The organism is Thauera mechernichensis (assembly GCF_029588855.1).
GTDB lineage: Bacteria > Pseudomonadota > Gammaproteobacteria > Burkholderiales > Rhodocyclaceae > Thauera > Thauera mechernichensis.
In genome coordinates this window covers 429216-449300 of record NZ_JARQZE010000001.1, presented here as the reverse complement: position 1 = coordinate 449300, position 20085 = coordinate 429216, and the positions used below count along the sequence as shown (strand labels likewise).

23 protein-coding genes and 1 other RNA gene are annotated in these 20085 nt (G+C 67.5%); 10 read left to right on the top strand and 14 right to left on the bottom strand.

Features of this window, described 5'->3' with window-relative positions; genetic code table 11:
* Window positions 1-63: 63 nt before the first annotated feature.
* The 7 genes from bfr to P7F68_RS02150 form a co-directional block, all read right to left on the bottom strand.
* Entirely contained in the window at window positions 64-543 is a 480-nt protein-coding gene (bfr, locus tag P7F68_RS02180) for a bacterioferritin (RefSeq protein ID WP_002929663.1), read from the bottom strand.
* Window positions 540-782, bottom strand: coding sequence for a (2Fe-2S)-binding protein (locus P7F68_RS02175; protein WP_004248823.1), 243 nt, complete (start codon window positions 780-782; stop codon window positions 540-542). The genes bfr and P7F68_RS02175 overlap by 4 nt, the downstream gene beginning before the upstream one ends.
* A 44-nt stretch (window positions 783-826) precedes the next feature.
* Window positions 827-1030: a hemin uptake protein HemP gene (locus P7F68_RS02170; protein WP_277830287.1), complete on the bottom strand. Its 204-nt coding sequence runs from the start codon at window positions 1028-1030 to the stop codon at window positions 827-829.
* A 98-nt stretch (window positions 1031-1128) separates the two neighbouring features.
* Window positions 1129-1584: a hypothetical protein gene (locus P7F68_RS02165; protein ID WP_004248821.1), complete on the bottom strand. Its 456-nt coding sequence runs from the start codon at window positions 1582-1584 to the stop codon at window positions 1129-1131.
* Complete coding sequence (locus tag P7F68_RS02160; RefSeq protein WP_277830284.1) at window positions 1571-2740, bottom strand: hypothetical protein; 1170 nt, start codon at window positions 2738-2740, stop codon at window positions 1571-1573. Before P7F68_RS02160 ends, P7F68_RS02165 begins: the two co-directional genes overlap by 14 nt.
* Window positions 2737-5184 carry an EAL domain-containing protein gene (locus tag P7F68_RS02155; protein ID WP_277830282.1) on the bottom strand — a complete coding sequence of 816 codons (2448 nt, stop codon included), beginning with the start codon at window positions 5182-5184 and terminating at the stop codon, window positions 2737-2739. Before P7F68_RS02155 ends, P7F68_RS02160 begins: the two co-directional genes overlap by 4 nt.
* 25 nt (window positions 5185-5209) lie before the next feature.
* Window positions 5210-6592, bottom strand: coding sequence for a malonyl-CoA decarboxylase (locus P7F68_RS02150; RefSeq protein WP_002929687.1), 1383 nt, complete (start codon window positions 6590-6592; stop codon window positions 5210-5212).
* 225 nt (window positions 6593-6817) lie between these two features.
* On the opposite strand from P7F68_RS02150, the gene P7F68_RS02145 reads away from it, so the two are divergent.
* Window positions 6818-7204, top strand: coding sequence for a two-component system response regulator (locus P7F68_RS02145; RefSeq protein WP_277830279.1), 387 nt, complete (start codon window positions 6818-6820; stop codon window positions 7202-7204).
* Window positions 7205-7228: 24 nt separating this feature from the next.
* On the opposite strand, the gene lgt is transcribed toward P7F68_RS02145, so the two are convergent.
* Together lgt and P7F68_RS02135 are read right to left on the bottom strand one after the other, a co-directional pair.
* Window positions 7229-8029, bottom strand: coding sequence for a prolipoprotein diacylglyceryl transferase (lgt, locus tag P7F68_RS02140; protein WP_277830276.1), 801 nt, complete (start codon window positions 8027-8029; stop codon window positions 7229-7231).
* Between the two features lie 86 nt (window positions 8030-8115).
* Window positions 8116-8808, bottom strand: a complete 693-nt coding sequence (locus P7F68_RS02135; protein ID WP_004248814.1) for a YceH family protein — start codon at window positions 8806-8808, stop codon at window positions 8116-8118.
* A gap of 564 nt (window positions 8809-9372) precedes the next feature.
* Between P7F68_RS02135 and ilvD the strand changes: the two genes are divergently transcribed.
* The 5 genes from ilvD to P7F68_RS02110 all read left to right on the top strand — a co-directional run bounded on the left by ilvD (window position 9373) and on the right by P7F68_RS02110 (window position 12898).
* Window positions 9373-11223, top strand: coding sequence for a dihydroxy-acid dehydratase (ilvD, locus tag P7F68_RS02130; protein ID WP_002944474.1), 1851 nt, complete (start codon window positions 9373-9375; stop codon window positions 11221-11223).
* 36 nt (window positions 11224-11259) lie between these two features.
* Complete coding sequence (locus P7F68_RS02125; RefSeq protein WP_002931891.1) at window positions 11260-11454, top strand: hypothetical protein; 195 nt, start codon at window positions 11260-11262, stop codon at window positions 11452-11454.
* Window positions 11455-11458: 4 nt separating this feature from the next.
* A complete protein-coding gene (locus P7F68_RS02120) occupies window positions 11459-11761 on the top strand; it encodes a cell division protein ZapA (protein ID WP_002931893.1) in 303 nt (100 codons plus the stop codon).
* A gap of 57 nt (window positions 11762-11818) precedes the next feature.
* A non-coding RNA gene (gene ssrS / locus P7F68_RS02115) (6S RNA) lies at window positions 11819-12001 on the top strand.
* Window positions 12002-12091: 90 nt separating this feature from the next.
* A complete protein-coding gene (locus P7F68_RS02110; RefSeq protein ID WP_277830269.1) occupies window positions 12092-12898 on the top strand; it encodes a sulfite exporter TauE/SafE family protein in 807 nt (268 codons plus the stop codon).
* Between the two features lie 19 nt (window positions 12899-12917).
* On the opposite strand, the gene P7F68_RS02105 is transcribed toward P7F68_RS02110, so the two are convergent.
* The 5 genes from P7F68_RS02105 to P7F68_RS02085 all read right to left on the bottom strand — a co-directional run bounded on the left by P7F68_RS02105 (window position 12918) and on the right by P7F68_RS02085 (window position 16409).
* Window positions 12918-13880, bottom strand: a complete 963-nt coding sequence (locus tag P7F68_RS02105; protein ID WP_277830267.1) for a metal ABC transporter solute-binding protein, Zn/Mn family — start codon at window positions 13878-13880, stop codon at window positions 12918-12920.
* 57 nt (window positions 13881-13937) lie between these two features.
* A complete protein-coding gene (locus P7F68_RS02100) occupies window positions 13938-14804 on the bottom strand; it encodes a metal ABC transporter permease (RefSeq protein ID WP_002931903.1) in 867 nt (288 codons plus the stop codon).
* Between the two features lie 81 nt (window positions 14805-14885).
* Window positions 14886-15737 carry a metal ABC transporter ATP-binding protein gene (locus P7F68_RS02095; RefSeq protein ID WP_002944468.1) on the bottom strand — a complete coding sequence of 284 codons (852 nt, stop codon included), beginning with the start codon at window positions 15735-15737 and terminating at the stop codon, window positions 14886-14888.
* Between the two features lies 1 nt (window position 15738).
* On the bottom strand, window positions 15739-15948 hold the full coding sequence (locus tag P7F68_RS02090; RefSeq protein ID WP_277830265.1) for a hypothetical protein: 210 nt from the start codon (window positions 15946-15948) through the stop codon (window positions 15739-15741).
* A gap of 2 nt (window positions 15949-15950) precedes the next feature.
* Window positions 15951-16409, bottom strand: coding sequence for a Fur family transcriptional regulator (locus P7F68_RS02085; protein WP_002931908.1), 459 nt, complete (start codon window positions 16407-16409; stop codon window positions 15951-15953).
* A 336-nt stretch (window positions 16410-16745) separates the two neighbouring features.
* Between P7F68_RS02085 and P7F68_RS02080 the strand changes: the two genes are divergently transcribed.
* From P7F68_RS02080 to P7F68_RS02065, 4 genes are read left to right on the top strand one after another with little or no spacing between them, the layout of a single operon-like run.
* Window positions 16746-17339, top strand: coding sequence for a DUF2796 domain-containing protein (locus P7F68_RS02080; protein WP_277830261.1), 594 nt, complete (start codon window positions 16746-16748; stop codon window positions 17337-17339).
* The gene (locus tag P7F68_RS02075) at window positions 17336-18067 is read left to right on the top strand and encodes an ABC transporter ATP-binding protein (RefSeq protein WP_277830259.1); all 732 of its coding nucleotides are present in this window, start codon (window positions 17336-17338) and stop codon (window positions 18065-18067) included. The genes P7F68_RS02080 and P7F68_RS02075 overlap by 4 nt, the downstream gene beginning before the upstream one ends.
* Window positions 18064-19359, top strand: coding sequence for an ABC transporter permease (locus P7F68_RS02070; RefSeq protein WP_277830257.1), 1296 nt, complete (start codon window positions 18064-18066; stop codon window positions 19357-19359). Before P7F68_RS02075 ends, P7F68_RS02070 begins: the two co-directional genes overlap by 4 nt.
* 43 nt (window positions 19360-19402) lie before the next feature.
* Window positions 19403-20023: a DUF3299 domain-containing protein gene (locus P7F68_RS02065; RefSeq protein WP_002931916.1), complete on the top strand. Its 621-nt coding sequence runs from the start codon at window positions 19403-19405 to the stop codon at window positions 20021-20023.
* Window positions 20024-20085: the final 62 nt, after the last annotated feature.

The window sequence follows — 20085 nt, the reverse complement described above, 5'->3', positions numbered from 1 at the left end:
GGCGTGAGCGGCAGAAGGCATCGTCAGGGGCAGTTGAATGCCCCTGGACGGGGCTGCGGTGGGTCAGGATGCGGCTGGCTTCATCTGCGACTGCAGGTAGTTCTGCAGGCCGACGCTGTCGACGAGGCCGAGCTGGGTCTCGAGGTAGTCGATATGCTCCTCGGTGTCTTCGAGAATGTGCTCGAACAGCTCCCGCGAGACGTAGTCCTTACAGGACTCGCAGTAGGCAATTGCTTCGATCAGGTTCTCGCGCCCTGCCAGTTCGAGCTTGAGGTCGCCCTGCATGCACTCGGGCACGTTCTCGCCGATCAGGAGCTTGTTGAGGTTCTGCAGGTTGGGCAGGCCCTCGAGGAAGAGCACGCGTTCGATCAGCATGTCGGCGTGCTTCATCTCCTCGATCGACTCGTCGTACTCGTGCTTGCCGAGGCGGTCGAAGCCCCAGTTCTTGTACATGCGCGCATGCAGGAAGTACTGGTTGATGGCGGTAAGCTCGATGGTGAGCTGCTTGTTGAGGTACTGGATGACTTTCTTGTCGCCTTTCATGCTGCGGCCTCCAGGGCAAATTGGTTGGGGTGCAGCGTTTGCCTTGCTGTGGCCAGCGTCTCGTTCCCGGCTTGACAGTCGATTGCCGCACGCAGGCAGCTATGGGCATGACGTGCGCAGGTCGCGCATTCGGTCGTCACACCCAACTCCGCCCGCAGATCCCGCAGCCGGCGCGCACCCGCGCGTGCGGCCTGTTCGATCTGGCGTTCGGTGACCCCAAGGCAAACGCATACGTACATAGTTTAGCCTCCCAGCCGCATTTTGCCCTTGAGGGCGGTGATATTCATTTGGTGAGAATCAACTTTCCGCTGCGCGTGGCGCGCAGGAAGTACCGGCATCCCTCGTGCTCGATCTCGAGCGTGCTCCGCCCCTCGAACAATTGCTCGCTCCGGATGGCTGCATCCTGGCCCTGGCGCTGTGGCAGGGTCTCACCGGCGGTCTCTTGCCCCGTGGAGGGCCGGGGATGGGCGCAGTCATTGGGAAGCATTTGTAAGAGTCTGGCGAATAATAATGATTCGCATTAGATCACATGCCTACCCAAGGGTCAATCGCCGGCTGCACGGATGCGCAGCCGGCCGGCAACTTTCATTCGAGGCTGAACAGGATCAGGAGGCCGGGGTCGTTCGCGGCGGTACGCGGCAGGTAGGCAATGCTGCCCTGGGATTCGAGAACGAGGCGACTGGCCTCATCGACGCTCGATGCCTCGCGCGGGGGCTGGGCGCGGCCGGTAAATACCAGTCGTGACCAGTAGGCGCGGATCTGGCTGGGGTTCTTCCGCGTGAGCCGTTGGTAGAACGCATCCCGAACTGGTCCGGCAGGCAGGTCAATGAGCATCACCCCTTGGCCGTCGAACAGGTTGCTGCGGCGGCCCAGGTAGAGCTGCTCTGTGGTGCCGCGATCGAGGGTGGTCAGCCCACCGCGTGCGGCGGTCACGACCACGATCTCTTCGGCCTTGGCGCCTGCCGGCCACAGCACCGTCAGCGCGAGCAGCAGCCACGTCGTGCACAGCGCGAGGGTGGGCGTGCGCTCAGAAGACCACATCGACGGACACGCTCAGCAGGTTGATGGCGCGGTTGTCCAGTCCGCGTGCGAAGGGGTCGCCGCGGGCGATGAAGGTGCCGTGGGCTCCGCGCTCGGTGCGCACGTGGGTGAGTTCGGTCTTGAGCGCGGCTGCGCTGGCAAAATCCCAGCGCACGCCAAGGGTCAGGCTGCGTTGCGACTGGTTGCGCGAGCGGTTGAATGCCGATACGAGGGCGCCAAGGCCGGGGTCGGCTGTTGCCAGGCGGACGGCCGGTTCGTCCTGCCATTGCCGTGCGAGGACGAGGTAAGGCGTGAATGCACCGCTGCGTCTGCCCAGCGAGGCGTAGGCGCCGCGTGCGCTGCTGGTAAAGGCGTCGGCGGTGTTGCGTGCCAGTTCGGCGCTGAACAGCCAACGTCCGTCGTCCCATTGCAGTCCGATCGAACTGAAGCTGGCGCGCGCGTCGTCGCCGCTGAGCAGGCTGCGCAGTTCGCCCGGAAGCGCCGCGACACGGGCCGAGCTACGCTGAACGGAAAGCTCCGCGATTGCATGACCAGCGCTGATGCTGAACTCGCCGGCCTCCATGGTCACGCTCAGCCCGACCAGATTGTCCAGCGTCGCACGTCCGCCGCCGATCACCGGAATGCGGCTGCGTCCGGCGTAGGGGTGCAGTTCGAGGTGGGCTGGTCCGACCGGTGTGCGGTATAGCAGGTCGATGCCATCGATGTCGCTGAAGGGGTTCAGGCCATAGACCTCGACCGGCGGTCGCACCCATGGGTGGCTGTAGTTGAGGTCTGCCGAGTCGGACAGCATGAAGAACGGGCTGCGTAGCCGGCCGGCGCGCACGCTGAGCGCGGGGGTGAGGGCATGGCTGATGAAGGCCAGTGCCGGTCGCGGAGTATGGTCGCCACGCTGGGTTTCGCGGGTGATCAACTGCAGGACTGCCGCGCTGCGCTCGCCGAAGCGCCCGTTCAGCTGCAGGCCGAGCACCGAGTCCGGCCCGGCATCGACTCGATTGCCGCCGGGCGCGTCGATGCCGATGCGGGCGAACTGGAGCGCGTGCGAGCTGGTATACACCGCACCGGCGGTGGCAAAGCCCGAAAACTGCCAGTCCACGCCGGTCTCGGCGGCTGCCGGCAGAGCCACGACGGCAAGTGCTGCCAGCAAGGATCTGATCATTGAACGTACTCTCCGGTAGTACGGCGCAGGCTGGCAAAGGTCGCGTCCCGGTCCAGCGGTCGCGAGAACAGGTAGCCCTGGCCGAAGTCGCAGCCCATCTCACGCAGGATCTCGAGTTGCGCTTCTTCTTCTATGCATTCTGCCACCACCGTCATGCCGAGGTCGTGGGCGAGTTCGATGCTGTGGCGCACGATGGCACGCAGCCTTTCGTCATGGGTGATGGAGCGCACGAAGGAGCCGTCCAGCTTGACCTGGTTGCAGGGCATGGTGTGGAGGTAGCTCAGTGCGGAGTAGCCGGTACCGAAGTCGTCGATGAGGATGTCGATGCCGGCCTCGCGCAGGGCATGGAGGTTGCGTAGCGCGGGGCCTTCAGGGCTGGCGAGGAGGCTCTCGGTCACCTCGAAGCGGATGAGACGGCGAGGCACGCCGCAGCGTTCGATGGCGGAGAGCAGCTCCTCGGCCAGTTGTGCGCGCGCGAGCTGGCGGGCGGAGAGGTTGACGCTCACGCGCAGGGGGGTCGGATCGGCGAGTTGGCTGCGCCAGGCACGCAGGTCGCGGCAGCTCGTCTCGAGTACCGTCATGCCCAGGTCGTGGATCAGGTCGAGGGTCTCGGCCAATGGAATGAACTCTGCCGGTGACAGCAGGCCGAGCGTGGGGTGGGGCCAGCGCACAAGGGCTTCGAAGCTGCTCGTCTGTCGTGTGCTCAGGTCGACGATCGGCTGGTAGTAGACCTCGAGGCCGCCGTGGGCGAGGGCAGTGCGCAGTTCTGCCTCCACCTTGAGGGCACGCAGCGCCTGGGCATGCATGGATGGCTGGAAGAACTCGATGGCGGCGCTTTCGCTGCGGCGCGCCTTGTGCAAGGCGTTGTCGGCATCGCGCAGCAGCGACTCGGCGTCCTCGCGCTCGCCATCGCTCAGTGCCACGCCCACCCGGCACCGCGGATGCAGCAGCGACTCGGCGCTGCTGGGCGCAAAGGGGGGCAGGGCGACGAGCTCCTCGCAGATGCGCAAGGCTTCGAGCGAGTCGTCCAGGCCGTTGAGCAGAACGGCGAACTGATCGCCGCCGACGCGCGCCGAAACGTCGCCGTCACGCATCAGCGAGCCGACGTGGCGGGCGACGCTGCGCAGGAGTTCGTCGCCAACCGCATGGCCATAGCTGTCATTGACCAGGCTGAAGCGCTCGAGGTTGATCGTCAGTACCGCGACCAGCTTGCCGTGGCCGCGCCGGCGTTGCGCCAGCGCACGATTTACATGCTCGATGAACATCGCGCGGTTGGGCAGCCCGGTGAGCCCGTCGTGGAGTGCGTCATGCACGAGCTGTTGCTCGGCGCGCTTGCGCAGGTTGATGTCGCCCAGCGAGCCAGCCATACGGATCGCACGGCCATCCTCGTCGCGGCTGGCGACGCCGCGCATCAGCACCCAGTGCGCCTCGCCATTGGGCGGCACCACCCGGTGCTCGAACATGAACTGGGCGCTCTCGCCCTTCAGGTGCGCGATCAGGCGCTGGCGATAGCCGGGCAGGTCCTGGGGGTGGATGTAGTCGAGCAGCGCCTGCGGGGAGCTTTGCAGTGCCCCAGGTGCCAGGCCGAGGATCTGGCAGAAGCGGTCGGAATAGTAGGCCGTTCCGGCGCTGATGTCCCAGTCCCACAGGCCATCGTTTGCGCCGTGCAGCGCCATTGCATAGCGCGCCTTGCTGCTGCGCAGGCTCTCGGCCGTCTGCTGCAGTTCATGCACACGCTGCTGCAGCGTTGCCGCCATGATGTTGAAGTGCCGCGCGATCACCGCGAACTCGTCATGGCCACGGGTGGAGACGCGGTGCTCGAGGTGGCCGTCGGCAATGGCCTTGCTACCTTCGAGCAGGCGGCGCAGGTTGCGAGTCAGCAGGAAGCCAATCGAGGACAGCAGCACGAAAGTGAGCGCGATTTCGGCCAGTGCGATGGCGAGGCCTTGCTCCATGATCGCCCTGCGTGCGGCCGCCAGGACCGAGACCGATACCCCGAACTGCAGCAAGCCGACCTCGTTCCTTGCCAGCAGCAGCGGGCGCCGCACATGAACCAGCTCGCTGCCGGTGAGTGCCTCGACGAAGCTCTGGCGGGTGGTGCTAGGCTCTGGCAACGGTGCGTCGGTGCCCGAGCCGGCGCTGACCAGCGGGCGCATGTCGGCGCCGACGATGCGCACATAGACCAGGCCCTGCTCGGCGCCTTCGAGCAGTTCGCCGAGCACGTCTTGCAGGGCGTCCAGGCGTTCGCGCTCGCTGTAGGCGGTGATCATCGCGTGCAGCATGCTCGCGTTCTGCTCGATCGTGGTGTCGAGGCTGGCGGACACGGCGTTGTTCATCAGTCGTACGCTGTTGGCCAGCAGCAGACTGAGCAGCAACACCTGGACCACGGTGCTGGCGAGCAGAAGGCGGATGCGGATCGAGGTTGGGCGCAGGGGCAGGAGCATGGTATCGGTCGGCACGGCGCGCGGCTCAGCGCCGTGCCAGTCGCCTCACTGCTGAAGAAGCGTCGATGCGGCCTTCGCGTTCGAAGTCCTCCAGGTTGGCCTCGATGCTGTCCGGGTCGTAAAGATAGTTGACCATCACCCCCCAGGACTGCCGCAGGCCTTTGGTCGATGTATCCGCGAGCCAGTTCAGGCGCTCGACGCGTGCGCCGTTGCCGAGATGGAAGCGAGCGACCGAATCGACCGGCCTGTCGCCGCGCCGGGCCTCGAGCAGGTAGCGCGCGGTCAGGCGCAGCAGGGGGTCGCGCAGGGCATCGGCAAGCGCGGGGTCGCCACTCCAGCTGCTGTCTCCACCCAGCAGGCCGGCCAGCGGTGCAGCGTCGAGGTCGGCCAGGCCGAGTGTCCGCAGACGTTTCCAGTCGGCTGGGGTGATCGCTTCGGCGAGTTCTTCCGGATTGCGCTCAGCCCAGCGCACCAGCCCCGGGATGGGCGACAGGGTGGCAAAGGTGCGCAGGCGCGGGAAGTCGCGCTTAAGGTCATCGACGACGCGCTTGAGCAGGAAGTTGCCGAAGCTCACCCCGCGCAGCCCCGCCTGGGTGGCGCTGATCGAATAGAAGATGGCGGTCGTCGCCTTGCCTACGTCGGCCAGCGGCGCCTCGATGTCGAGCAGGCGCTGGACATCGTCCGCCATGTTCTCGAGTAGCGCGACCTGGACGAAGATCAGCGGCTCCAGTGGCATGCGCGGGTGGAAGAACGCGTAGCAGCGGCGGTCGGAGTCCAGCCGGTTCTTCAGGTCATCCCAAGAGCGGATCTCATGCACCGCCTCGTACTGCACGAGCTTTTCGAGCAGGGCTGCAGGCGAACCCCAGGTGATGCGCTGCAGTTCGAGGAAGCCGACGTCGAACCACGCCGTCAAGCGGGCTTCGAGCTCGCGGTCGAGCGGCTTGAGCAGCGGGTCCTCGGGCAGAAAACGCAGCAGGTCTGCGCGCAGGTCCACCAGGAACTTCACTCCCTGGGGGATTGCGTTGAACTGGGTCAGGATGCGCAGCCGGCGCGAGCGCATCGCAGTGCGCAGCCGCGCCTCGGCATCCCACTGCGCCGGTGTGCCCACCGCGTGCTGATAGTCCTCGTGAGCCAGTGCCACCTGTTCCGGGTCGGGGCCGAACTCGTGCGCGATCAGCTTGAGAAAGGCGTGGCGCCCTGCATCGTCAAGGCGCAGGTAAGTCTCCGCCAGTCGCGCCGCGCGTTGGCGGGTAGACACCTCGCCTCCGCGCCCTTCCGCACACTCCTGCAGTTGCGTACGGATGCTGTCCAGATCGTCCGCCTCCGGCATCTTGCCGAAATGTGCGGCACTTACCACCAGCTCGCGCACCCTGGAGAGGCTGCGCGAAACGAGTCCCGAAGCTGACATGTTCTCCTCCTGATCCTGCCCTGGTCCGGCACTGGCGGCGCCCAGGCACTGTCCATGCGGATTGATTTAGGTCGATCTTATCGTGTCGGTTGACGATAGCATTAGCCCGAATCGGGCAGTGCGTGACATTTTTACTGTTTTGAACTTGCGCATGCAGTGGTGCTATGACATCTTCCGGGCAGTCTTCTTCCCCGAGTCTGCAATAACGTGCTGCTTGCCGCCGCCATGCGCCCCCAAGAATCCCGCCTGAGAGTGCTGCTCGTCGCGCCCGATGCGCCGCAGGCCGACACCGCGCTGGCGCTCGGTGCGGCCCTGGCGGAATCAGGCGTAGACGTCGTTGGTCACACTGCGAGCGAGAGCCTCGCCCTGGGCCTGTACTTCGAACGTCATCCCGACGTGGTGGTTCTCGATTCGAGCGTCGCACCGCAGGAGCCCGCACGTCTCGTCGGCCTGCTCAAGCGCGTTGCCCCGGGCAGTTACATCGTCGTTGCCGTGCCGGCTGCGGACTCCATGCCGGCGCGCGCGGCGCGCGCGCTCGGCGCCGACGCCGTCAGCCTCGTCGCCGACCTGCCCGAACTGCTCGCGGGGCTTGCCGACGCCAAGGCGGCCTGAGCAGCCGGGGCAGTCCCGGCTGCTTCAGCGTGGCGCCGGTGCGGCGGTGCGCGTCAGTACCAGCAGGGCCAGGCCGACCACCACCATCGGCACACACAACCACTGCGCGGTCGATAGGCCCAGAGACAAGGTGCCGAAGATGCCGGGGTCGGGCGTACGGAAGAACTCGGCCAGGAAGCGCAGGCTGCCGTAGCCGATCAGGAACACGGCTGACACCGCGCGCAGCGGCCGCGGGCTGGCCGCGTACAGCCACAGGATGACGAACAGCAGCAGGCCTTCACCCGCCGCCTGGTAGAGCTGTGAGGGGTGGCGCGGTGCCGCGTCCACCCAGGGGAAGACCATCGCCCAGGGCAGCTCTAAACTTGCCGGGCGACCCCATAGCTCACCGTTGATGAAATTGCCGATGCGCCCTGCCGCCAGCCCGGTCGGCACCAGCGGTGCGATGAAGTCGGTGACCTGCCAGAAGCCCTTGCCGTGCTTGCGGCCATACAGCCACATCGCCACCAGCACGCCGAGGAAGCCACCGTGAAAGCTCATTCCGCCCTTCCACACCGCGAGGATCTCACCCGGGTGCTGCAGGTAGTAGCCGGGCTGGAAGAACAGCACCTCGCCCAGGCGTCCGCCCACGATCACGCCGATCACGCCGTACAGCAACAGGTCGTCGATCATCTGCGCGTTCCAGCCCAGCTCAGGCCTGCGGCGTGCATGCAGGCGACCGAGGACGACGAAGAGCACGAAAGCGATCAGGTACATCAGGCCGTACCAGCGCACCGAGAGTGGGCCCAGCGAAAAGGCGATCGGATCGAATTGCGGATGGACGAGCATGGGTCTGATGGGCGCAATAAGCGTGGCGCACACGTTGAGCCGGCCTGCCAGTGGCTCGTCCTGCGCGCCGTTTGTGGGTCAGGTGGTCAGTCGAACTGCTTGCGGAACTCGGCAAACTCGCTGCGCAGGGCTTCGAGCTCTTCCCGCAGACGGCGGACCTCGTCCTCGAGTTCCCCGATTCGTCCGCGCGCACTGCCCGCCGCTGTGCCCAGGGACTGCGCCTCGGCCATCTCCTGAACCGCCGCGTCGCCGCCGAGCAGATGCACGTGGCGGGTCTCCTTGGTGCCGGGCGCGCGGGGCAGGGCGGCGACGAGCGGCGGATATTTGTCGGCCAGGTGTTCCAGCACCGCTTCTACCGCTGCAACGTCGTCGAAGCGGTGCAGGCGCTCGCAGCGCTGGCGCAACTCGCCTGCAGTCTGTGCGCCGCGTAGCAGCAGGATCGCCAGTACCGCCTGCTCGGCTGGCGGCAGCGAGTGGCGCAGGCGCACCAGGTGCTCGTACTTGGGCACGCGCGCGCTTGCCTGGTCGCGCTTGGACACCAGGCGCCGGGCCATTAGGCTGTCGATCGCATCCTGTACCTCCGCTTCGCTCAGGCTCATCACCGGCTCGCGCGCGGTGAGCTGATTGCAGCCGGTCGTGACGGCGTTGATCGACAGCGGATATGCGTCGGGGGTGATGAAGGACTTTTCGATCAACACCCCGAGCACACGGATCTCGGCCGGGGTGAGGTCGAAGCCGGCTTCCGGTTGTGTTTCGGTGGCGGGGTTCGCATCCTGCATGGGGCCTCCTGGCGGTGACGAGACCGGGATGATACGCCAGCCCGCACACCTCCGACGTCTCGCGGCTCGCGCCGCTCCTACAGGAGGGCGCTGCGGTGTCCGTTCCCGCCGTAGGAGCGGCGCCAGCCGCGAGGGGTTGAAGGCGACGGGCGTGGGGTGGGTGCAATGAAAAGCTCGCGGCTCGCGCCGCTCCTACGGGAGGGCGCCGTGGTGTCCGTTCCCACCGTAGGAGCGGCGCGAGCCGCGAGGGGTTGAAGGCGAAGGGCGTGAGGTGGGTGCGATGAAAGGCTCGCGGCTCGCGCCGCTCCTACAGGAGGGCGCCGCGGTGTCCGTTCCCGCCGTAGGAGCGGCGCCAGCCGCGAGGGGTTGAAGGCGAAGGGCGTCGGGTGGGTGCGATGAAAAGCTCGCGGCTCGCGCCGCTCCCACCGGCTCCCGCCGTGCCCATCGCCCCTGCAGGTGCGCCGAGTGCGATGCCGGATCGCTGCCGTGGTGCCGAACGATGTGCATGCTGGCTGGTGCGCGTTAGAATCACCGTCTTTACCGCAGATTTTCCGGAGCGCCGCCATGCCCCAGTATCGTTCCCGCACCTCGACCGCCGGCCGCAACATGGCGGGAGCCCGCGCCCTGTGGCGCGCCACCGGCATGAAGGACGAGGACTTCAGCAAGCCGATCATCGCCATCGCCAACAGCTTTACCCAGTTCGTGCCCGGCCACGTGCACCTGAAGGACCTGGGGCAGCTCGTTGCGCGCGAGATCGAGGCCGCTGGCGGCGTCGCCAAGGAGTTCAACACCATCGCCGTCGATGACGGCATCGCCATGGGGCACGGCGGCATGCTGTATTCGCTGCCCTCGCGCGACCTCATCGCCGACAGCGTCGAGTACATGTGCAATGCCCACACCGCAGACGCGCTCGTGTGCATCTCGAACTGCGACAAGATCACCCCGGGCATGCTGATGGCCGCCCTGCGCCTCAATATCCCGGTGATCTTCGTCTCCGGCGGCCCGATGGAGGCAGGCAAGGTGAAGTGGGAGAACAAGGTCATCTCCCTCGATCTGGTCGACGCCATGGTCAAGGCCGCGGACAAGAACTGCTCCGACGAGGAAGTCGACGCCGTCGAGCGCTCTGCCTGTCCGACCTGCGGCTCGTGCTCGGGCATGTTCACTGCCAACTCGATGAACTGCCTCACCGAAGCGCTCGGACTGTCGCTGCCCGGCAACGGCACCACGCTCGCCACCCATGCCGACCGTGAGAAGCTGTTCAAGGAAGCCGGCCGCCGCATCGTCGACCTGGCCCGCCGCTATTACGAACAGGACGACACCTCCGCGCTGCCGCGCTCCATCGCCAGCTTCAAGGCTTTCGAGAACGCCATCAGTCTCGACGTGGCCATGGGCGGCTCGACCAACACCGTGCTGCACCTCCTGGCAGCCGCGCACGAAGCCGGTATCGACTTCACGATGAAGGACATCGACCGCATCAGCCGCCGCGTCCCCTGCCTGTGCAAGGTTGCGCCCGCCGTGGCCGATGTGCACATCGAAGACGTGCACCGCGCCGGCGGCATCATGGGCATCCTCGGCGAGCTCGATCGTGCAGGGCTGCTGCATCGCGACGTGCCGACGGTGCACAGCAAGACCATGGGCGACGCCCTGTCGCGCTGGGACATCCTGCAGGCGCATGACGTCTCCGTGTTCGAGCTTTTCCTCGCTGCGCCGGGCGGGGTGCCGACGCAAGTGGCGTTCTCGCAGAATCGCCGCTGGAAGGAGCTGGACATGGACCGCACGCGCGGGGTCATCCGCGACAAGGCCAACGCCTTCAGCCAGGACGGGGGGCTTGCCGTGCTCTACGGCAACATTGCCGAGAAGGGCTGCATCGTGAAGACCGCCGGCGTGGACGAGTCGATCTGGAAGTTCACCGGCAAGGCGCGCGTGTTCGAAAGCCAGGAAGACGCGGTTGACGGCATTCTTGGCGAACAGGTGCAGGCTGGCGACGTGGTGGTGATTCGCTACGAAGGCCCTAAGGGCGGCCCCGGCATGCAGGAGATGCTCTACCCCACCTCCTATCTCAAGAGCCGAGGTCTGGGCGCGCAGTGCGCGCTGCTCACCGACGGCCGCTTCTCCGGCGGTACCTCCGGCCTGTCGATCGGCCATGCCTCGCCCGAGGCGGCCTGCGGCGGTGCGATCGCCCTCGTCGAGGACGGCGACATCATCGAGATCGACATCCCCAACCGCAGCATCAACCTCGCGGTCACGGCCGACGAGCTCGCCCGCCGACGCGCCGCGATGGAGGCCAAGGGGGCTGCTGCATGGAAGCCGGTCAAGCGCGAACGCGTCGTCTCGGCGGCGCTGCAGGCCTATGCTGCGCTCACCACCTCGGCCGATACCGGCGCGGTGCGTGACGTGACCCAGGTCCAGCGCTGATTGACCCGTCATCGCCCGCTCACTAACATCGCCGCCATGGATACAGAACTCGCCCAGCTCGAAGCCCAACTCGAGCAACTGATCAGCCTCCACGAACGCCTGCGGGCCGACAATGCCGAGCTGCGCGGGCGCGTCCTGCGGCTGGAGACCGACAACCGCCAGCTCTCCGACAAGGTCAGGTTCGCCGCCGAGCGTGTCGAGAGCTTGCTAGAAAAACTGCCGGAGGCCTGAGGTCATGTCGATGGAGCATCTGGATGTGATGTTGCTCGGGAAGGAATACCGCGTCTCCTGCACCCCCGAAAGCAAGGACGAGTTGCTCGCCACGGTCGCCTACCTGGACGACAAGTTTCGTGAACTTGGCGCCAAGACCAACGCCGCGGGCGAGCGGCTGGCGGTCATGACTGCACTCAACCTTGCACACGAGTTCCTGCAGTTCCAGCGTGGCAATGGGTTTGACATGCCGGGCACGAAGCGTAGAATCGGACTCATGAAAGCGCGCCTCGACGGGGTGCTGGCCCAGCAGGAAAAGCTCTTCTGACGTCTGTTTCAGAATTGCTCCTGCGCAGGTCGGCAGGCTGGTCGGGCACGTAAGATCAATCCCCTGCAGTGTTCGTTGAAGTCGTAGATTCCTTGAACCAATAGTCGAGAGACTCGGTTGCCGACCATCGATACCGCTGTGTGAACGCCCCTTGCCGGGTGATCCTGATGCGGAAGGAACGCGACCTCCCTGAACCCTAGGTTCAGGATGCCCGGCGGAGACGGCACAGGCGGGGGGCCACACGAGAAGGCGCGGTGAGCGATCACCGTGCCTTCTTCACGTTAACGGCCGGCGATCGTGCCTGACGCGAACAACGGCAAGGAGAATCCGATGGATGTGAATGCCTGGTGGCTCGCCTACCCCCTACTTGGCGCGGTGGTGGGCTTCGTTGCTGGCCTGCTCGGGGTGGGCGGCGGCGCGGTGATGGTTCCGATGCTCACCACCTTATTCCTTGCCCAGGGCTTTGCTCACGAGTCCGTGGTGCACATGGCGCTCGGAACCTCGATGGCAGCCATCGTGCTGACCTCCATCTCCAGCTTGCGCGCCCACCAGTCGCACGGTGCGGTGCGCTGGGACATCGTGCGCCGGATCACCCCCGGCATCCTGCTTGGCACCTTCGGCGGCACCTTCATCGCGTCGCGTGCCGATACCGTGCCGCTGTCGATCTTCTTCGCCCTGTTCACCGCCTACGTGGCCGTGCAGATGCTGCTGAACATCAAGCCCAAGCCTGCGCGCGAGCTGCCTGGGGTCGCCGGGATGAACGCCGCAGGTGTCGGCATCGGCGGCATTTCGGCCTTGGTGGCGATCGGTGGTGGTTCGCTGTCCGTGCCTTTCATGACCTGGTGCAACGTCAAGATGCAGCACGCGATCGGCACGTCAGCGGCGATCGGCCTGCCGATCGCCGTCTCGGGCACGATCGGCTACCTCGTCAATGGCTGGGGCGCCGACGGCACGCCGGCACTGACCCTTGGCTACATCTATCTGCCGGCGCTGGTTCTGGTGGCTACGGTCAGCATGCTCACCGCACCCTATGGTGCGAGTCTGGCGCACCGCCTTCCGGTGGCCACACTCAAGAAGATCTTTGCCGGCTTGTTGATGGTGCTGTGCGCGAAGATGCTGCACAGCATCTTCGCCTGAACGCCCGGGGCGCCCGGGGTCAGGGCGTCTCGCGCAGCGCGTCCTGCAGCGCCTGCAGGTTGCTGCGCATCATCTGCACATAGCTCGCTGCCGGCCCGCCAGCGCCCGACAGGGCGTCGGAGTAGAGCGTGCCGCCCATCCTGGCGCCGCTCTCGGCGCGGATGCGCTCGATCAGGCGTGCATCGACGACATTCTCGATGAACACCGCGGGGATGTTCTCCGCCTTGAGTTGGCGGATGAGCCTGGCAACGCCCTTGGCCGTCGGCTCGGCATTGTTCGATACGCCCACCGGCGACAGGAAGCGCACCCCGTAGGCACGCCCGAAGTAGGCGAAGGCGTCGTGCGAGGTCACGACCTTGCGGCGCTCGGCCGGAATCGCCTCGAATGCGGCACGCAACTCGGCATCGAGTGCGCGCAGTTCGCCGTCGTAGCGTTCGGCGTTGGCGCGGTAGGTGTCCGCGCCCGCGGGGTCGGCAGCGGTCAGCGCTGCAGCGATGTTGGCCACGTACTGGCGGGCATTGCCCACGTCCTGCCAGGCGTGAGGGTCGATCGCCTTGCTGCCGTGCTTGTGGCCGTGCGAATGCTTGTGACCGTGGTCGTGGCCGTGGTCGTCGGCCATCTCCAGCGTCACCACGCCGTCGCTGGCAACCACGATCGTACCCTTGTAGCCGCCCGAGCGCGCCAGGCGGCTCATCCAGTCATCGAAGCCCAGGCCATTGACCACCACCAGCGCTGCCGAGCCGATCTCGCGCGCATCCGAGGGGCGGGGCTGGAAGGCGTGGGCGTCCTCGTCCGCGCCCACCAGGCTGCGCACCTTGACGCGCTCGCCGCCGACCTGCTGCACGAAATCACCCAGGATGCTGAAGCTTGCGGTGACGTCCAGCGGCTGCTGACCGTGTGCCGGACCGAGGGCAAGGGCAAGCAGGCCACCGGCGATGGCGCGGGCGAGACGGCGTCCGGCGGTTGTGGGCTGGGGCTTCATCGTGGGGTCTCCTGGGAAAGGGGCATCGGGTCTTGCGGCGCCTTGTGCGTGCAGCGCTCAGCGTTCGAGGTGGTTGCGCACCGGCAGGCGGCCGGCGAGCAGGCCACCGGGTGCAGCGAGCAAAGAGATGAAGTAGACCACGCCGCATACCAGCACGATTGCCGGGCCGGCCGGCACGTCGGCATGGAAGGACAGCAGCAGCCCGGCCACGCCGCTGGCGAAGGCGAACAGCACCGCAAGCAGCAGCAGCATGGGCAGGCCGCGGGCCCATAGCCGCGCAGCGGCCGACGGCAGGATCATGATGCCCACCGCCATCAGCGTGCCCAGGGCGTGGAAGCCGCTCACCAGGTTCACCACCACCAGCATCAGGAAGCCGTAATGCGCCACCGGTGACCAGCGGCTCACGCCGCGCAGAAAGGCGGGGTCGAAGCACTCCATCACCAGCGGGCGGAACAACAGCGCCAGGCACACCAGGGTCACGCTGGCGATGCCGGCGATCAGCAGCAGCGAGGCATCGTCAAGCGCCAGCACCGAGCCGAACAGCACATGCAGCAAGTCCAGGTTGCGCCCGCGCAGCGACACGATCATCACCCCTGCGGCCAGCGACAGCAGGTAGAAGGCCGCCAGGCTGGCGTCCTCCTTGAGGATGGAGGCGCGCGTGACCAGGCCCGCGGCCAGCACCACGACCAGTCCGGCGACGATGCCGCCGACCGTCATCGCGCCGAGCGAGAGACCAAAGGCGAGGTAGCCCAGCGCCGCTCCGGGCAGGATGGCGTGGCTCATTGCGTCGCCCATCAGGCTCATGCGGCGCAGCAGCAGGAACACGCCCACCGGCGTGGCGCCCAGCGCCAGCGCCAGGCAGCCGGCCAGGGCGCGGCGCATGAAGGCAAAATCGGTAAACGGATCGATGAGGAATTCGGTCACGGGGAAAGGGAGCAGGTTGGTACCGGGGCTGGTCCGAGGTGGAACTGGCGCGTAATGCGGGCGAGGGCGTTGTCGGTAAGCTCAGTGCCTGTGGTCGTGCCCATGGGCATGGTCGTGATCATGGACATGCACGTGACCAGGGGCTGCCGCACCGTCTCCCGTGCTCGGGGGCAGTGTGGGCACGGCTTCGATGTGGCACTCCGCAGCGTTGTCGTCGAAGGCTTCCGACAGGCGGCGCGCGCGCGCCAGCAACTCGGGCGTCAGTACCTGAGCCGTGGGACCGAAGGCCACCGGTTCGCGCGACAGCAGCAGGGCGGTAGGGAAGTAGCGGCGCACCTGTTCGAGGTCGTGCACCACGGTGAGGATGGTGCGGCCTTCGGCGTGCCAACCCAGGATCAGCGCCACCAGGTCTTCGACGGTGCGGCTGTCGATGGCGGCGAAGGGCTCATCGAGCAGGATCAGCGGCGCATCCTGCAGGATGAGGCGCGCAAAGCGCGCGCGCTGCAACTGGCCGCCTGACAGCGAGCCGATCGGGCGCGCTTCGAAGCCCGTCAGGCCAACCGCGTCCAGCGCATCGCGTACGCGCTCGCGCTGGCGGCGCGACAACCCGCCGAAGGCGCCGACCTCGTGCCACAAGCCCATCGCCACCACGTCGAACACCGACACCGGGAAGCTGTGGTCGATCTCGCCGCGCTGCGGCATGTAGGCCAGGCCGTGCGCGGGCAGGGCGGGCATCACGATGCGGCCGCCGATCGGGCGCAACTCGCCCGCAATGCCCTTGAGCAGGGTGGACTTGCCGGCGCCATTGGGGCCGACCACCGCCACCAGCGCGCCGGCGGCGATCTCGCCGGACAGGTGGTGCACCGCGGGGTGGCGGTCGTAGCCCAGGGTGAGGTTGTCGAGCTGGATCATCGGCATGCGCGCGGCGTCCATGTCAGCGCAGCGCCCACAGGATGGTCAGCCACAACACGGCCAGCGCGCCCGCGCACACGCCCAGGCGGGTGGCCAGGCTGGTGCCGAGCAGGCTGGGAGCAGGCGTGCCGCGGTCGGCGGCGCGTTGGGCGGCGAGCCTGGGGGCAGCAGCATGCTCGTGTCCGCCGGGAATGGCCGCAGGGGGGGTGTGGACATGGGCTTCGAGGCGCATGTTCAGGGCGCCCCTACGCCGTTGCGGCCGCAGTCGGCGCAGGCGCCGTGCAGTACCAGCTCGGCGCGGTCGAGCTCGAATCCGGCCGGCAGCGCTGCGCTCGCCGTCGCGGGGATGTCCTCCAGGCACAGCACCTGCCCGCAGCGGTCGCAGTGGAAGTGTGCATGGCGGTGATCGTCGCCGCGGCGGATCTCGAAGTGCCAGGCGCGCTCGCCGCTGGCGATGCGGCGTGCAATGCCCTGTTCCACCAGCCACTCGAGCGCACGATACAGCGTGACCCGGTCATGGGCGATGCCGCCCGCGTCGAGCGCAGCGGCGACCTCGTCGTGCGATAGCGGATGGCTCGCCGCCTGCAGCACCTCGATGACCGCGATGCGGGTGCGTGTGACGCGACCGCCGTGGGCCGCGATCAGTTCGCGAGCCGGCACGGGTGTGTGGCTGTGGGCAGTGTGCTGGGGCATGGTGTATCCGGAACGGTTTGCGGGCGCTTCGGTCTGGATCTGGTGCTGTATTTGATGCAACATTGTAGCATTAGATGAACCCGTAGCATTCACGCGCATCCAAGGCGGGAGATGCGCTGCGCCTGGTTCCGCCGTAGGAGCGGCGCCAGCCGCGAGCTTTTCGTACCACCCGTGGGGCATGTCGCCTTCAACCCCTCGCGGCTGGCGCCGCTCCTACGGGGGCACCCGCGGCGCCTGGCCTTGCTGTAGGAGCGGCGCCAGCCGCGAGCCTTTCATTGACCAACTGCCCTCAGAAACCCGTTCCAGACAACCTTTCGAGCCCGGAGGCGCAACACCATGACCCGAATCCCCGCCCGCAGTACCTTGTCCGCGTTTGGCTGCGCAGCCCTGTTGGCATTGTCGCCGCTGGCCCAGGCGCAGCATGCCCACGGCGCCCATGAGCACGGCGTCGCCCACCTGAGCGTGGCAAGCGATGGTGGCGAACTGGTGATCGAGCTGACGACCCCGCTCGACAACCTGGTCGGCTTCGAGCACGCGCCGCGCACGGCCGTCCAGCGCAAGGCCATGGCTGCTGCCGAGCAGCGTCTGCGCGACGGTGGGGCGCTGTTCGCACCATCGACCGCGGCCGGTTGCGCGCTGCGGGAGGTCAGCGTCGAATCGCCCTGGCCGCAAGGCGGGGAGCAGGCGGACGGTCACAAACACGACCACAAACACGACCACAAGCACGATCATGACCACGGTGATGATGGCCATGCCGACCTCGTCGCCAGCTACCGCTTCGAGTGCTCGGCCCCGGCCGCACTCGAGCGTATCGACACCGCCCTCTTCGACGCCTTCCCGCGCCTGCGCGAGTTGCGCGCGGCGCACGCCTCCGGCCGCGGCCAGGGTTCGGCGGTGCTCAAGCCCGGCGCCGCTGCCCTGAAACTGTGAGCGTCATCGCTGCGCCTGCGGTCCGCCTCGCCGGGCTGCGCTATCGCTGGCCGGGCGCGCAAGCCGACTGCCTCGACATCGAGCGCCTCGACATCGCCAGTGGCGAGCGCGTCTTCCTGCGCGGGCCGAGCGGCAGCGGCAAGACCACGCTGCTGTCGCTGGTCGGCGGCGTGATCCTCCCCCAGGCCGGCTCTGTCGAGGTGTCCGGGCAGGTGCTGGCGGCGCTGTCGTCGGGTGCGCGCGACCGCTTCCGTGCCGACCATGTCGGCTTCGTGTTCCAGCTCTTCAACCTGCTGCCCTGGCTGTCCGCCCTCGACAACATCCTGCTTGCCTGCCGCTTTTCGCCCCAGCGCCGTGCGCGGGTGGCGGCCGCTGGCAGTACGCCGGCGGCCGAGGCAGCACGCCTGGCGGCGCGGCTCGATCTCGACCCCGGCCTGCTCGCACGCCCGGCGGCGCAGCTGTCGGTCGGCCAGCAGCAGCGCGTGGCCGCCGCACGCGCACTCATCGGCCGTCCCGGCCTGGTGGTGGCCGATGAGCCTACATCCGCGCTCGATGCCGACCGCCAGCAGGCCTTCATTGCGCTCCTGCTCGAGGAGTGCGCAGCAGCCGGTGCTGCCTTGCTCTTCGTGAGCCACGACCAGCGCCTGGCGGCCCACTTCGACCGCGTGCTCGAACTCGACCACATGAACCGCGCCTCGGCAGCGTGCGCGGCGGAGGGCGGCGCATGAGCACCGTGCTCGGCCTCAGCCTGCGCAGCATCGCCAACCGCCGTCTGTCGGTCGGCCTCACGGTGGTCGCGGTGGCGCTCGCGGTCGCGCTTCTGCTCGGTGTCGAACGCCTGCGCAACGACGCCCGCGCCGGCTTTGCGCAGACCATCTCGGGCACCGACCTCGTGGTCGGTGCTCGCAGTGGCCCGGTACAGCTGCTGTTGTACTCGGTCTTTCACCTCGGCAACGCCACCAACAACGTGTCGTGGGCGAGCATCGAGCACATTGCCGCCATGCCCCAGGTCAGCTGGCTGGTACCGATCTCGCTCGGTGATTCCCATCGCGGCCACCGTGTCATCGGCACCACCGTGGGCTTCTTCGAGCATTACCGCCATGGCGACCGGCGCGCGCTGCGTTTCGAACAGGGGCGTGCCTTTGCCGATGCGCCCGCCGAGGTTGCCGGCATCTTCGAGGTCGTGCTCGGTGCCGAAGTGGCAGCGCGCTTCGGCTACCGGCTCGGCCAGCAGATCGTGCTCAGCCACGGCACGCTGGGCGGGCAGGGCGGCCCGCGCTTTGCCGACCACGACGACAAGCCCTTCACCGTCGTCGGCATCCTGGCGCGCAGCGGCACGCCGGTCGATCGTGCGCTGCTGGTGAGCCTGGAGGGCATCGAGGCCATTCACATCGACTGGCATGGCGGCGCGCCCATCCCCGGTCTGCGCATTGCCGCCGAGCATGTGCGCAAGTTCGATCTCCAACCCAAATCGGTCACCGCTGCCCTCGTCGGCCTGCACAGCCGTACTGCGGTGTTCCGCGTGCAGCGCCAGATCAACGGCCATGGCGACGAGGCGCTCACCGCCATCCTGCCCGGCGCCACGCTGCAGGAGCTGTGGGGGCTGGTCGGCATTGCCGAGAAGGCGCTGCTCGCGGTGTCGGCGCTGGTGGTGGCAGTGGGGCTGGCCGGCATGGTGGCGGTCGTGGTCGCCAGCCTGGGCGAGCGTCGCCGCGAGCTCGCCATCCTGCGCGCGCTCGGGGCCAGCCCGCGCCAGGTGTTCGAGCTGCTTGCAAGCGAGAGCGTGATGCTGGCGCTGGCGGGTATCGCGCTTGGCCTGGCGCTGCTGTATGGTGCGAGCGCGGCGTTGGCGCCGTGGTTGAGTGCCAATCATGGCCTGCAACTGACGCTCGGCTGGCCGACCTCTGGCGAATGGCGCCTGCTCGCGGCGGTGCTGGGGGCCAGCCTGATGGCGAGCCTGGTGCCGGCCTTGCGCGCCTACCGCTATTCGCTTGCCGACGGCATGAGCATCCGCGTCTGACTGCCGGCGAGCGTCCTCACGATGTGAATGGGTTCTACGATCGATGACTGCATCCAAGCTGTGCGCCGTGGTCGGCGCCTCCTTCCTCCTGTTGGCGGCGGTGCCGCAGGTTCAGGCGCAGAGCCAGGCTGCTGGTGCGCCGCAGTACCAGGTGGGCGACCGCCTGGCGGCGCCTGCCGGCAGCGCGAGCGGGCCGTTCCGCGAACTCAGCTGGGATGAGCTGATGCCCGCCGACTGGAAGCCCGAAGCACTGTTTGCCGACATCAACCTCGACGAGCTCGGCGACAACGACCCGCGCGCCATGGAGGTGCTGCAACGCATCCGCGAGGAATGGGACCGCGCGCCGGTCGTCGAGCGGCTTGCCGGCGAGCGTGTGCGCATCCCCGGCTTTCTCGTCCCGCTCGAGACCAACGGCGAACAGATCAGCGAGTTCCTGCTCGTGCCGTACTTCGGCGCCTGCGTGCATGTGCCGCCGCCGCCGGCCAACCAGCTCATCCACGTCATCCCCGACAAGGCGGTGCCGGCCGGCTACAACATGCTGCCGGTATGGGTCGAGGGGGTGATGGCGGTGGGGCGGATCGATTCCGACATGGGGGTGGCCGGCTACCAGCTGAGGGGGATGAAGGTCGAGGAGTACATCGACACCGAGCCGCTGCCGGACTGAACCGCAGCGGCAGGCGCCAATGTGACCGAATTAACGCTGCAAGCCGCGGGTTTGACTCAGTT